The organism is Anaerospora sp. (assembly GCF_032013335.1).
Taxonomy (GTDB): domain Bacteria; phylum Bacillota; class Negativicutes; order Sporomusales; family DSM-15969; genus Anaerospora.
Genome location: NZ_DALZUO010000015.1, coordinates 42,001 through 55,114, shown reverse-complemented (window position 1 = coordinate 55,114; position 13,114 = coordinate 42,001). Strand labels below are relative to the sequence as shown.

Sequence of the window (13,114 nt, the reverse complement as noted above, 5' to 3'; positions counted from 1 at the left end):
TGTTTTCGCGCGAGGCCGTCTCTCGCTATTGTTCGAATGTTACTGTTATTTCTGCGCCGCTGCTGACGATGCTGTTTGCCTCCGACTTTTGGCTGACAGCCAATCCAGTTCCGACCGGAACGAAGGCTAAACCGGCTTTAGTCAGGATCTCTGCAGCTTCCCGTATGGTCTTACCTTTTACATTAGGGACAACTACTTTGCCTTGAGGGACATCTTTTATAACAGGGCTAGCCGGAGGAGCAATCTCCACCTTTTTCGCACTCACCGGAGGTGCAACCTGCGAAACAAGCTCAGGATGCACATTCAGATAGCGCATGACTTGCAGCATAATTTCACTGAAAATAGGTGCAACTATCTCTGCACCATAGTATGTACCGACAGGATCATCAATAACAATAAGCGCCACTACCTGTGGATCTTCAACTGGCCCAAAGCCTGTAAAAGACGATATATAGTGATTGTCTTCGTATCCCCCGCCTGATTCCTTCAGCTTCTCGGCCGTACCCGTTTTGCCGGCAAACCGGTAGCCTTTAACGGCTGCTTTTATACCCCCGCCCTCAGAAACTTCCTTTTCCATCATTGTTGTCATTATCTTGGCCATTTCTGGCGCAATTACTTGCCGAACCGGTGTAGTAACACTTACACTGGCAATAGAGTCATCGGCATTATGAATTTCCTTAATGATATGCGGTTTTAGCAATAATCCGTCATTTGCAATAGCAGCAAGCGCAGTTAACAGCTGCAGCGGGGTAACCGCAATCCCCTGACCGATAGACATGGTTGCTACATCGACATCACGCATATCACCGGGATTAAACAAAATACCTTCTTCTTCTCCAGGCAGTTCAATACCGGTAGCGTGGCCAAAACCAAAGTTGCGGGCATATTCCGTTATTTTCGTACTGCCCAGTCTGAGTCCGAGCTGAACCATACCCGTGTTAATTGAATTCTTTATAATATCAACGAGTCCAATATTGCCATAACTGTCGCCACTCCAGTTTTGAATGCGGCGGCCTGACACTTCTACATACCCATTATCAACAAATCGCTCGTCAGCCCGTACTTTTCCTTCTTCAAGGGCAGCTGCCGCTACAAGCGGCTTAAAAGTAGAGCCTGGCTCATAAACAATCGAAACCGCCCGGTTCTTGCGTTCTACTTCAGAGTAGCGGCTAAATGCATTCGGGTTATAGCCGGGGCGGCTGACCATTGCCAATATTTCGCCTGTCCGGGGATTCATTATAATTGCAGTTGCTGCTTTGGCTTTTGTTTTAGCCATTGCCTTGTCCAGGCTTTGTTCTACTATAAATTGAATAGTGTTGTCGATAGTCAAATACACACTTTTTCCCTGCAGACTAGGTGAAAAAGTAAGAATGGATTTAAAAATAGGAACACCGTACCCATCTGTCTCCAATTGCTGTTTCCGGCGGTCTCCCTTAATTGTCTTGTCCAAGACGGATTCAATACCATCAAGACCGATATCATCGGTACCGACAAAGCCTAGTATATGAGCGGCCAGGCTGTCATTGGGATAATAGCGTTTACTTTCTTCTACAAACTCTAGCCCTCTAAGATGATGCTGTTTAATAAGGTCGTCCACTAACTTGGCCTTATCAGGCTCCAAGGTGCGTTTCAGCCACATAAAGCTGCTGTCAACAGTCAGTCTTTCCTTTATGCCGCTCTCACTCATTTCCAATATAGGAGCCAGCCAGACAGCAACCTCACCAGCATCTTTATTGAGAAGTTTCGGATTAACATAGAGGGATTTTGTTACACCGCTGATAGCCAGTTCCCGGCCCATACGGTCATAAATCGTTCCTCGCGGTGATTGAAGTGCTCTGCTCTCCTGCAATTGCTGCCGGGTTTTCTCAGCTAATTTAGGACCTTGCACCAATTGCAGATAGCCCATACGGCCGCCGATAACCAATAAGCAGAGTAGTAAAATGAAAAAAAATACAGCAACCCGCTTTTGTGGGGTATCTGCCAGTTTTGCCATTGTCAAACAAGCCTCCAACAGTGGGGTTAAATAGAATTATAAAGCATATTCCCCGGGTTATAGTATTCGGTAGCAAGCCAGAGTTTTCCTCTTGCTGCAGTCTGTTCTTTTGCCTAATTAAAGAAAGCAAAGCTTTCGAAAACCCGTAAGAATACCGGTTCATATTCTTCCCGTCGCTCAAGTGGAGCAGTCGCAGTTAATACATACACATCGGGATAACGGATGATCAGCATTTGTTGTACAAAATATTGCTGCTCCCAGGACAGGCTCCAGGTAAATGTCAACCGGTAGTACGGCCCAAAAGCATGTTCTACCAACTGCTTATTTTGCAGCCGGTATTGCCACAACAGCTTAGCTTGATTAACCACCGTATTATTAACATAATCCGTCAGTGTATAACTCTCTGGTATTTGTTGATGAAACAGTGTAAGAATATTAATCTCATTCTGAAGCTCGGGCGCAACAATATAAACAAGAAACTCATTGTTAGTTTGGTCCAGGCTTTGCCAGTTATCAGGCATGGCAAATTCAAGCTTATGGTTATATTGCCGATAAAACTTGGCATCAACGGCAACAGGTATCAGCAGCAGTATCACAAGAAGTAGTATTGCAACCCGGGTCATAATATCCCCCTTTACCCACACTAGCCGGCATATTCGTATCATTAGATATTACATAAGATCAATAACTTTTCCTGCGAAAAAACAAAAAAGACTTGGAATTAATTCCCAAGCCTCTAGCAAACACTGTTTATAAACTATTTTATTGCACCGATTGACTAATTTTGGACTGACCCCTCTCGGCTCTCTTAACTTTACGGTAATGAGTGGTCCACACGCCAATTCCAAGAACAGCAGCTGTAATAGCAGCTGGTATCAGCCAACCCGGCAAAACATGTTCCAGTGAAGGACCGATTTTTGCGTCACTGATCATCATTTCCCCGGCAGTCCAGGCAATAAGTCCCGCGCCTGCATAAATGACAACCGGATACTTATCCATCACTTTCATTAGTAAGTTACTGCCAAAAACAATAAGCGGAATACTAAGTGCTAAACCAGCACTCAGCAATAGATAGTTGCCATCAGCAATTGCAGCGATAGCCAGCGTATTGTCCAAACTCATAACCAAATCAGCTATAATAATCGTTTTAATCGCCGCCCAGTAAGAAGCGGATGCCTCTACATTCTCCTGATGCTTTTCCTCAACCAGAAGCTTGGCAGCAATCCAAACCAGCAGTAATCCGCCGGTAAACTGAAGGTAAGGGATCTGTAACAGCATTACTGCTACGAGTGTTAATATGACCCGCAGCCCTATTGCCCCGGCACTACCCCACAGAATGGCCATCTTTTGTTGCTTTGGCGGGAGACAGCGACTGGCCATTGCAATAACCACCGCATTATCACCACTTAGCACGATGTTCACCATCATGATACCAAATAGTGCGATTAAGAACTCCATTTTCCTGCACTTCCTTTTCTACTAGCAAATTTATAAGGATAGATCCTTTTGCTTCGCCCGATACGGCACCGCCCTTTCAATCTTAGTACCACGTACTAAATATTAGTTTAGCAGACTAACCCTCAAAATGCAAGGTTTCTTGTATCGCCAATTCATGTATACAATTTCAAAAACGTATACTTATTCTTTATATTTACATTAATATGCTGTTTTTTCAGTATAATATGTCATTCAGCAGAAACAAAAATACCACCATGCAGTACTACCTCCTTGCAGCAACTATGTAAGGCCTGCCCCAATCGCTTACAGCAGCGATCAGAGCCCAGCCTGTCTTAACAGTCAAATTGAGTAAGATCATTCGCATGGATAGTAGCCAGGACCTTATCTTCATAGTCAGGATCAGTAGCATAAATCGGTGCCAGGGCTTGAATAAATTGCTCTGCATGATCCCGATAAGCCAGGCAGCCCTCATAGACCGGTTCCTGTGTAAGGAGAATGCACCAATCTTCCACTGCTTCTTCCAGGCTGGCATAGTCCTGAAATTTAGCAGTTATTGTCAACCACTCGCCATCGATATACTCGTCTGTCACTTTTTCAATATAGGCACCGCTGCCATTGTATTTACGGCCAAACAAATTGTATTTGCCAATGCAATATTTTCCCCAGCCGCTCTCTATTGCCGCCTGAGCAACACAAACGCTAACCGGCAGCTGATAGGAGCGGCAGGTAGGCTGCGCAGCAGGTACCAGCCAGTCTATAAATTGCTCCGGGTCCATCCTTAAGCCTCCTTGCAATAGATTCCAATACAGTACATTTCTTGAATGCTTTACTTCAACTATTGAAGCTACTGTATAATATGAATCTTCTTCCAAGATAGTCAAACAGGCAGACAAAAAAACATAAGACCACCGCAGCTGCAGTAGTCTCAGCATGTAGAAAAATGTACCTAAAGGAGATTGCCGCGTCCGTTTACTCCTCGCAAAGACAATAAAGCCTAGTGTCATCGCGAGCCTAGCGTGGCGATCTCCTTTGCTGGATACTTTTGTCGACAGTCTCAGACCACTATAGTGCAGTAGTCTTATATTCTAAGGAGTCTATTTCCCAGGAAGCCAGCCTTCTTGCAGCATCCGCGCCGCAATTAGGGCTGTATTCTCGGCATCATCCAATGCAAGGTGGTAAAAGCCCTTGCGCTCTATTTGACGTTCTTCAACAGCGTGCTTTAATGAAAGCCTCCGTTCATGCAGATAAAAAGCTTTGTATTCCTCTGCTAAATCAATATAATCCGACCAGTCAAAGGGACAAGACAGTTTATATTTAGCACAGCAATTTTCCACCACTTCCCTGTCTGAGTTTCCCCAGGCAACCAATCCGGTTTCACCAGCTTTATACGGCACGGATAGTTTGGTGAGCATTTCACCTAGTGCTATACCCCCATCAACATCCTCCTGATTAATCATTGTCAAGTTCTTGCAGGCTGGTGACAAGCGGGGAAAGAAAACCGGTTTTACGAATGTCTGATACTGCCATTCATTTTTGTATTCAGGCAGAGTAAATAAGACCGCCCCTACTTCAATGACCTCCTGAAAAAATCCTCTAGGTCGTCCACACATACTATCATGAGTAGTAAATTCAAAATCAAAGACCAGATAATTCTTATAATCTGCCGGCACTATGAGACCTCCACTTTCTAACCCCTTTTTAAAGGATATATTAGCCATTTAAGAACTATCTTCCTGCTGTGCTAGTTACGGATGAGATGAGCTAAACTTGAAAAAACTAAGATACAGTCACAGGAGGTGAAAGAAATGGAGCAATCAGACAAAAATCCGGTTCCCGCCATGTCTGAACAACCAGAAGGACCCTCAAGCAAACGCCTGATTGCAGGCACTTTTTCAAGCATTTCCGATGCCGAACTGATGCTGGCAACGATGGGGACAGAAGCCGCCGATTATGAAGAAAATCAATAATAGGGTACAACGATAAAGGGAAGCCTTGATGGCTTCCCTTTATTATTAAAATTTGTAGATAAACTGCGTCTTCCAGAACGAGTAGCTGTTTTTATTATCCGTTTTGTCAGTTATGGTAGCATGCTGCAGCTTAGCAGTCATATTCTTACTAAAGGCATAACGGTAGCTGAAGTCCAGCGTTTTAACAGCATCAGAAACTCCTTCATCTACGGTATCAATTGAGGTATAGGCCGTGTAGAGCGCATTTTTCTGGTTTTCCCAGTATTGGACAGTAAAGTTCTGATTGCCTTTTTTGCTAAGTGATTGTGCGCCATAAACAGCCTTCACAGTACCAAATGCGCCGCCCTCAGTGGCCTCTTGGTTCTTGCCGTATTCGGCGGCCATTGAGAATTTATCATTAAACTGCCAGCCAGCGTACGTATAATAGTATTTTGTAAGATTTTGATTCATTTTCCAGTTTCTAAAGGAAGCAGCACCCACATTCCAGTTAAGTTTGCCTGATTTGGAGGCAATAGAAATAGAATCAACATCAACATTAGAGAATGCAGATGAGTAGGTTGCAGGAGTTTCTAATGTTCCATCATCTTTAAATTTCAACGCAGTATCCCCACTCATATTGTCAAACGCATAGCCCCGTACATCGCGAGCAAAACGGCCATGCTTGACATCAAAGCTAAGACCATTCCAGTCCCAGGCTAACTTTGCACCATCGTAACTGAAGAAAGCGCTGTCTACCAGAATGTCTTCTTTATCTAGTGCTAATGCCTGACGGCCAAGCGTAGCTTTTACAGCACCAAGCTTTGTAGTTGCAAAGAAACGGTCAACTTCCGCACCGTACGTATTTGAGCTGGAATTTCCCTGCGTACCGGCGGCGATGGCATTGGCGGCTCTAAAGTTGTCCTTTGTCGGCGCAATGTTAACAAGCCGCATACCGATAGAAGTATTTTCATCGACTTTGGCGGTACCGTTCATGCGGAACCAGGATTGTTCCGTATTGGAGCCTTTTTTAGTTTGAACATTGTCCATGGACTTCCATTTTTGCTGTACCAGTAAGGAACCAGAGAACTTAATTCCGGACTGGTTCTGCTCCACTTTGGTAAGGCGAGTATCGAGCTTATCAATTTTGTTCATTTCCAGAGCATATTCCGCACCCAGTTTATCAATCAGAGCCTTCTGTGCAATATTCGCTTTTGACTGGTTCTGCATAGCCTTATACACAATCTCAGCCATTTCGTAACGGGTTATTGTTTTATCGCCCCGAAAAGTATTATCTCCATAACCATCAATAATTCCAGCTTGGACCAAATAAGAAACCGCATCATACGACCAGTGTTTTGCAGGAACATCAACAAAATTTGCCGGTGCCGCAAAGGTTGTACTGCCAACACCAAATGCCAATGCAGCGGCAAAGGCTAAGAAAAAAGGTTTTTTCATAAAGTATAATTCCTCCTCAAAATAAATAAAAATGAATAAAAATAAATTTTTCTAATTCATTGTACAATGGCAATATTATGAAAATAAATATTTTGGTCATTGCGATCTTTCTGTTCATTTTGGTCTGCAAAAGCATAGGAAGCAAAGAGCTCTCCCCCTTGCTTCCTATGCTTTAAATATAATATTCGGATTTAAGCCAGTTACTCTTGCTATCTGCCGTTGCGTTACACCCTTCAGCTTTTTTAACTGCTGCAAGAAGCTATTCCTTTCCTGCTTGTTCATGGTTGCCAAGCGTAAAACAGGCTGTCCGTCCAGCAAGTACTCCACATGTGCCTCAAGCTCAGCATCGCTTTTTCTTTCCCGCTTTTCAATATCTAATATTTGGTCAAAGTCCTGCAGCTTCATAAAATCCTGCAGCAGCGTTCGGCCAGTCTCTTTATCGGCAGAAAAAACTCCTAAAATGTATGCCGTATCCGTTACTTCATCAATAGGCAAGGCATCTTCATAATACTCTTTACAACTGCTCCATCGATATTTCTCCGGATTTGTGACCAAATATTCCTTTACAGGGTTATTATGTATGTACCGCAGAACAGTCAGCAAATATTGGTGATCTTCAACCGGCTCACTCTTAAATCGGTCTTGAAAAACATGTCCGGTTCTTTCATATTGACTATTGTACCAGCCTGCATAGCTGACTGCGATGCGCTTCATCGTTTTTGCTATATCCTCGTTTTGCTCATGGATGAGTAAATGAATATGATTTCGCATTAAGCAATAGGCATATAGCTGAAACTGCTGAGCTGCTTTCACCCGCTTGACAATACCCAGGAAATTCAGAAAATCCTCTTCCGTATGAAAAATATCCTGCCGGTTTATTCCTCTGAGCACAATGTGATAGATACCGCTTCGTGATTTTTCTCTAGAGACTCTCGGCATCATCATCCTTCTTTCTTCACTAATATCCTTTCTTAATTTATTTTAACCAACTTTGTTGTTATTTAAAAAGGTGACAGTTACATTAGATTCTGCTAATACGTTTTTCGGTGACAAACAAAAACCTTGTCTGCGCGTACATGTTTTGTTATGCTTTATCTGTAGATTATGATTATAGGTAAGCGAGGTGACCATGATGGAATTTGTCAAAAGCCTCCAATGCGTTCACTGCGGGCAGGAGTACGATCCAGCTGTTATTGAGTTATATTGCCCCGATTGCGGTTATAACGATGGAATCCTAAATGTCGTATACGATTACGACAGTATCGGCAAACAGTTTAATCCAAGCTCCTTGAAGGATTGCCGCAGATATTCCATGTGGCGATATCTGCCGCTGCTGCCGGTTGCAGACACCGACACCATTCCCCATCTGCAGGTCGGCTGGACCCCCTTATACCGAGCGCCTTTACTTGCTGCCGAGTTAGGTGTGGCCAATTGCTATGTCAAGGATGAAGGCCGTAATCCCACTGCTTCTTTTAAAGACCGGGCCAGCTCAATTGGCGTAATTAAAGCCATCGAGAAAAAAGCGGCTCGCATCACTTGCGCATCCACCGGCAATGCGGCTTCCTCTTTAGCAGGCTTTGCAGCTGCTGCCCAGCTGCCTGCAACAATTTTTGTGCCTAAAACAGCACCGGAGGCGAAAATTGCTCAGCTTTTGATTTACGGCGCCCAGGTATTTGCCGTTGACGGTACATATGATCAGGCGTGGGAGCTGTGCATGGAGGCCAGCGCCGAGTTCGGCTGGTACAATCGCAACTGCGCCGTCAACCCTAACCTTATAGAGGGAAAGAAAACAGTATCACTTGAACTGGTAGAACAGATTCTGGCTTTAGGCGAAGCGATGCCGGACTGGGTAGCTGTATCAGTAGGTGATGGCTGCACGGTAGGCGGTGTTTACAAAGGTCTGTGGGAAATGGTTCGACTGGGCTTTATTGCAAAAGTTCCCAAAATATTAGGTGTGCAGGCTGAAGGCTGCCAGCCTTTCGTTACGTCCTGGCAGAATGATGCTCCACTTATTCCCTGCGAAGCACTGACACTGGCTGATTCAATTGCTGTTGGTCATCCTCGTAACTTTGCAAAAGGGCTGCAGGCTATCACTCAATCAGAAGGTGCCTACATAGCGGTAACAGATGCAGAAATACTAGCTGCGATGAAGCTGCTTGCCCGCAAGGCCGCCGTCTTTGGCGAACCCGCTGGAGTTGCCGCCGCTGCCGGAGTACAGCGTGCTGTTAGTGCCGGCATCATTGACAAATCAGCCACTGTCGCTATTTTAGTGACTGGAAACGGCCTTAAAGACATTAAGAGCGCCGTCAAGGCAGCGGGATCACCGATTATTATCCCTCCGTCCTTAGCTGCCGTTAAAGCTGCTGTCAAGTAACTTTCATACAAAACTTACTTAACGATTTGCCATCCGGCAGGATTACTAAATGGATCTCGCCAATATACTTTAGAAATTGTTAGCTTGCTTTAAGCAAGACATAAGGGGGAAGACGAATGCCGAAAATTCCGTTTGGACCAACATATGATGAAATGCTGTCACCTGAATTAATCGCTCCCGAAGTGCGCTCCAAAGCCCTTACTGCACTACAGGATAATGAATTGGACCCTATTAATTTGTTTAACATTACCTGGAAGGACCGTACCAATAAAGTACGAAAAGTCGTACTTCCTCCTGCACTTACCGGTATAGATGCCAACGTCGTGGTTATGCTGGGAACAGGCTTTCCTTCGGGCTCCCATAAGGTCGGTCCTGCCTACGCCACTTTGATTGAAGGTATCGTAGATGGTGAAATAACTGCTGAACATACTATCCTTGGCCCATCAACAGGCAATTTTGGAATTGGTACTGCCTATATTTCTAAACTGCTGGGCCTGAAGGCCGTCATAATCATGCCTGACAATATGAGCAAAGAGCGCTATGAGCGTATAAAAAAATACGGCGGAGAACTTGATCTGACTCCTGGCTCAGAATCAGATGTTATTCTAACGCTGGAGCGCACTCATAATTTGATGAAAAACCCTCAGAACAAAGCACTTGCTCAATTTGAGCTGATGTCCAACTACCGTTTCCACCGCCACGTGACCGGCGGCAGCGCGATTGCTGCTGTAGAAGGGGTCGGCAATGGCCGTATCGCAGGCTTTGTATCAGCACCTGGCTCGGCAGGCACGATGGCTGCCGGTGATCAAATCAAGTATGCCTTCCCTGAGGCCAAAATTGCCGCTTTGGAACCTTATGAATGCTCTACCCTGGCTAATGGCGGCCGCGGTCAGCACCGTATTGAAGGAATCGGCGACAAAATGTGTACGCTTATTCATAATCTCCTTACTACCGATTTCGTTATTTTGGTCAAGGACGAAGAAACAATTCAAGGCTTGAAAATATTCCATGACGGTCTGGAAACACTTGTCGGCCTGGGAGTCGACCGCGAATTGGCGCAAACTCTCCAGACTGCTTTCGGTCCTTCAGGTCTGTGCAACGTCATTGGTGCTATTAAAATGGCGAAACACCTCAATCTGGGACCTGGGGATAATGTCGTCACTGTTGCTACTGATGGGTTTGACCGCTACAATTCCGTCTTAGCTGAAATGGAACACCGTTATCTGGAGATGGCTCCCTTTGTTCTGGATCGCTGGGCTAAAGATATTTTTCTCGGCGCCCAGCCTGATCAGGTTTTTGATTTCCGCCGCAGCGACAAGAAAGAACAGCTTTTTGCACAAAAAGAACAAGACTGGATCAAGTTTGGCTATTCCAAGGAGTACTTGGACAGCATGCGCGACCAAAACTTCTGGGATAATGAATACGCAAAAATCAAAGGCTATAACGAAAAAATTGCCGCACTCCGCTAACGCAAAAATGCCGCCACTACTAAGTAGTGGCGGCATTTTTGCAGTTTTTTCGAGAAATCCCGTTCCCAAGCCGTTCAGAAAGTCCCAGATGCACGATCTCCATCTCAAGTGTTTACTTTATGCAACAAAGAGCTGTGGGCGCGGGGAATTCCGAGGAAGCGAGCGAAGACAGTACAGCGCGGGTACGACGAGCGAGCTCCCGCAGGCCTGAATGCGAAGTTCTTGGTGCTTTAGCACCCTAGTACTTCGGCTTACCCTTTACGGGTACAACGCAGATGGGGCTTTATCAACGGCATTTTACTTTATCTGTTATTTTTAAAGAACTCAAGGGCTACCTCAGGAAAGAGTGCATAAGACAGCACATCTTCCATTGAAGCATTCGGATAACCCTGCTCTGCCAGAGCCTTGCGCAGATTTTCCAGCTGAGGTGCAATATCATCTGCAGGACGATGAGTAATAACCGGCTCGTCCCCCACGATAAGCTTACGGAACTCAGGATCAATCGGAGCCGGCGTACGGCCATATTTACCGCGAACAATATCTTTAATTTCACGGGGCACTACTTTATAACGGCCCAGCATGACATTAAAGGCTGCCATCGATCCGGTGATCTGACTTGTTGGGGTAACCAGAGGCGGATATCCGAGATCTGCTCTTACCCTAGGCATTTCTTCCAGAAGTTCAGGATAACGATCAGCCATCCCCTGCTCTTTCATTTGATTAAGCAGGTTAGAGAGCATCCCACCCGGGATTTGGAAGGTAAGAACTTTTGTATCAATATCAATTGCCGTATTGAGCTTGAAGGTTTCAGCCAACTCCTTCTTTACACCCCGAAAATGATCGGCAATGGGGTAAAGCAGCTCTTTCTTGATTCCAGTATCCCATCCGGTTCCTTCCAAAGCTGCAACAATAGCTTCAGTAGCAGGCTGAGCTGTTCCCATGGCAAACGGAGAAAGTGCACAGTCAACAATATCAACACCAGCTTCAATGGCCTTCAAATATGTCATAGACGCCATACCACTGGTATAGTGGGTATGCAGCTCGATAGGCACCTGAATATCAGCTTTCAGTGCTTTGACAAGATCATAGGCCGTGTACGGAGCCAATAAGCCTGACATATCCTTAATGCAAATTGAGTCGGCCCCTAATTGCACCAGGTCTTTCGCTACCTGCAGGAAATTCTCCTGTTTGTGATAAGGACTGATCGTATAAACAAAAGCACCCTGCACATGTGCACCGGCAGCTTTAGCAGCCTTCATTGCCACTTCCAGGTTACGAACGTCATTGAGAGCATCAAATATCCGGATTACGCCAACGCCATTATCAACGGAACGATTCACAAACTCCGTTACTACGTCATCGGCATAGTGATTGTAGCCGAGCACATTCTGTCCCCTGAGCAACATCTGAATCGGCGTTTTCTTAAGATGCTTTTTGAGTGTGCGCAGCCGCTCCCAGGGATCTTCATTGATGAACCGGAGACAACTGTCAAACGTCGCTCCTCCCCATGCTTCGAGAGCGTGAAAGCCCGCCTCATCCAATTGCTCCAGGACAGGTATCATGTCGTTTATTCTCATCCGCGTTGCCGCTAACGACTGGTGACCGTCCCGCAATACAGTCTCAACAATTTTAACCGGTTTATTATTCATCATAGGCCTCCCTCTCCTCAATCTGTTATTGACGTTAACCGCGATTTCGCCGCTCCAAGGCAGGATTTTTGCATATGAAAGCGGTGTACGGGCCTTCCCACTGCCAAATAATCAAGTGTGCGCCTTACCTGTCCCTGCTCAACCAAATACTCCAGATAGCGGCGAGCTGTCACTCTGGACAGTCCCGCTTTTACCGCTATTTCTTCAGCTGATTGCGCCGAATGCTGGCCAACCAAAAAATTGATAATTAAATCCCGCGTCTGGCTGTTATAATTTTTCGGCATTTTGCTCAGCTCTACATTCATTCTGCCACTGCCTCTGGCAGCCAGCGAATCAATCTCCGCTTGTCCGAGTCTTTTTTTCTTACCTGTCTGAAAGCGGAAATCCCGGTATGCCTCTAATACGGAGCGATATCGCTCAAAGGTAAACGGCTTGGTAATATAGGCGATAATCCCTTGCCGGAAAGCTCTCGTCACCGTATGAGCATCATCAGCTGCCGTAATCATAATAACATCAATCGGCCATTCATCACGACGAAGCACATTTAATATTTCAAGTCCAGTTTTTTCAGGCAGATAATTATCTAAAATAACCAGGTCAGGGCGTACCCTGGGCACCTGTTCCAGTGCCTCATCGCCTCTACGCACCATTTTTACAACGGCAAAGCCTTTTACTGCTTCTGTATATTTACGATTGATCTCGGCAACCATGGGGTCATCTTCTACGATTATTACGCGAATATCATCCATGCCTCGCATCTCTACTTACAG

General features: G+C 45.4%; 12 protein-coding genes. 3 read left to right on the top strand and 9 right to left on the bottom strand.

Features of this window, described 5'->3' with window-relative positions; all coding sequences use genetic code 11:
* Positions 1–25: 25 nt before the first annotated feature.
* The 5 genes from RTR76_RS13070 to RTR76_RS13050 form a co-directional block, all read right to left on the bottom strand.
* Positions 26–1,993, bottom strand: coding sequence for a penicillin-binding transpeptidase domain-containing protein (locus RTR76_RS13070; protein ID WP_312521348.1), 1,968 nt, complete (start codon positions 1,991–1,993; stop codon positions 26–28).
* Positions 1,994–2,106: 113 nt separating this feature from the next.
* On the bottom strand, positions 2,107–2,616 hold the full coding sequence (locus tag RTR76_RS13065) for a DcrB-related protein (protein ID WP_312521346.1): 510 nt from the start codon (positions 2,614–2,616) through the stop codon (positions 2,107–2,109).
* Between the two features lie 139 nt (positions 2,617–2,755).
* Complete coding sequence (locus RTR76_RS13060) at positions 2,756–3,451, bottom strand: TerC family protein (protein ID WP_312521344.1); 696 nt, start codon at positions 3,449–3,451, stop codon at positions 2,756–2,758.
* A gap of 332 nt (positions 3,452–3,783) precedes the next feature.
* A complete protein-coding gene (locus RTR76_RS13055; RefSeq protein WP_312521342.1) occupies positions 3,784–4,227 on the bottom strand; it encodes a glucosaminidase domain-containing protein in 444 nt (147 codons plus the stop codon).
* Positions 4,228–4,545: 318 nt separating this feature from the next.
* Positions 4,546–5,121 (bottom strand): exonuclease domain-containing protein, encoded by a 576-nt coding sequence (locus tag RTR76_RS13050; protein ID WP_312521341.1) that lies wholly within the window; start codon positions 5,119–5,121, stop codon positions 4,546–4,548.
* Between the two features lie 135 nt (positions 5,122–5,256).
* Here RTR76_RS13050 and RTR76_RS13045 point away from each other — a divergent pair, with 135 nt between their 5' ends.
* Complete coding sequence (locus RTR76_RS13045) at positions 5,257–5,418, top strand: hypothetical protein (protein WP_312521339.1); 162 nt, start codon at positions 5,257–5,259, stop codon at positions 5,416–5,418.
* A 45-nt stretch (positions 5,419–5,463) separates the two neighbouring features.
* Here the strand turns inward: RTR76_RS13045 and RTR76_RS13040 are convergent, their stop codons facing one another.
* Both RTR76_RS13040 and RTR76_RS13035 read right to left on the bottom strand, forming a co-directional pair.
* The gene (locus tag RTR76_RS13040) at positions 5,464–6,852 is read right to left on the bottom strand and encodes an S-layer homology domain-containing protein (protein WP_312521337.1); all 1,389 of its coding nucleotides are present in this window, start codon (positions 6,850–6,852) and stop codon (positions 5,464–5,466) included.
* Positions 6,853–7,017: 165 nt separating this feature from the next.
* Positions 7,018–7,797 carry a transposase gene (locus RTR76_RS13035; protein WP_312521336.1) on the bottom strand — a complete coding sequence of 260 codons (780 nt, stop codon included), beginning with the start codon at positions 7,795–7,797 and terminating at the stop codon, positions 7,018–7,020.
* A 184-nt stretch (positions 7,798–7,981) separates the two neighbouring features.
* On the opposite strand from RTR76_RS13035, the gene thrC reads away from it, so the two are divergent.
* Both thrC and RTR76_RS13025 read left to right on the top strand, forming a co-directional pair.
* Entirely contained in the window at positions 7,982–9,226 is a 1,245-nt protein-coding gene (gene thrC / locus RTR76_RS13030; RefSeq protein ID WP_312521335.1) for a threonine synthase, read from the top strand.
* A gap of 116 nt (positions 9,227–9,342) precedes the next feature.
* Positions 9,343–10,695 carry a pyridoxal-phosphate dependent enzyme gene (locus RTR76_RS13025; protein WP_312521333.1) on the top strand — a complete coding sequence of 451 codons (1,353 nt, stop codon included), beginning with the start codon at positions 9,343–9,345 and terminating at the stop codon, positions 10,693–10,695.
* Positions 10,696–10,997: 302 nt separating this feature from the next.
* Here RTR76_RS13025 and RTR76_RS13020 read toward each other — a convergent pair whose 3' ends face one another.
* Together RTR76_RS13020 and RTR76_RS13015 are read right to left on the bottom strand one after the other, a co-directional pair.
* Complete coding sequence (locus RTR76_RS13020) at positions 10,998–12,344, bottom strand: pyruvate carboxylase subunit B (RefSeq protein WP_312521418.1); 1,347 nt, start codon at positions 12,342–12,344, stop codon at positions 10,998–11,000.
* 17 nt (positions 12,345–12,361) lie between these two features.
* Positions 12,362–13,093: a response regulator gene (locus RTR76_RS13015; RefSeq protein ID WP_312521331.1), complete on the bottom strand. Its 732-nt coding sequence runs from the start codon at positions 13,091–13,093 to the stop codon at positions 12,362–12,364.
* Positions 13,094–13,114: the final 21 nt, after the last annotated feature.

Bases quoted from the DNA above. Each gene is read 5' to 3' on its own strand.
- RTR76_RS13070 (WP_312521348.1), bottom strand. From the start codon at position 1,993: ATGGCAAAACTGGCAGATACCCCACAAAAGCGGGTTGCTGTATTTTTT.
- RTR76_RS13065 (WP_312521346.1), bottom strand. From the start codon at position 2,616: ATGACCCGGGTTGCAATACTACTTCTTGTGATACTGCTGCTGATACCT.
- RTR76_RS13060 (WP_312521344.1), bottom strand. From the start codon at position 3,451: ATGGAGTTCTTAATCGCACTATTTGGTATCATGATGGTGAACATCGTG.
- RTR76_RS13055 (WP_312521342.1), bottom strand. From the start codon at position 4,227: ATGGACCCGGAGCAATTTATAGACTGGCTGGTACCTGCTGCGCAGCCT.
- RTR76_RS13045 (WP_312521339.1), top strand. From the start codon at position 5,257: ATGGAGCAATCAGACAAAAATCCGGTTCCCGCCATGTCTGAACAACCA.
- RTR76_RS13040 (WP_312521337.1), bottom strand. From the start codon at position 6,852: ATGAAAAAACCTTTTTTCTTAGCCTTTGCCGCTGCATTGGCATTTGGT.
- RTR76_RS13035 (WP_312521336.1), bottom strand. From the start codon at position 7,797: ATGATGATGCCGAGAGTCTCTAGAGAAAAATCACGAAGCGGTATCTAT.
- thrC (WP_312521335.1), top strand. From the start codon at position 7,982: ATGATGGAATTTGTCAAAAGCCTCCAATGCGTTCACTGCGGGCAGGAG.
- RTR76_RS13025 (WP_312521333.1), top strand. From the start codon at position 9,343: ATGCCGAAAATTCCGTTTGGACCAACATATGATGAAATGCTGTCACCT.
- RTR76_RS13020 (WP_312521418.1), bottom strand. From the start codon at position 12,344: ATGAATAATAAACCGGTTAAAATTGTTGAGACTGTATTGCGGGACGGT.
- RTR76_RS13015 (WP_312521331.1), bottom strand. From the start codon at position 13,093: ATGGATGATATTCGCGTAATAATCGTAGAAGATGACCCCATGGTTGCC.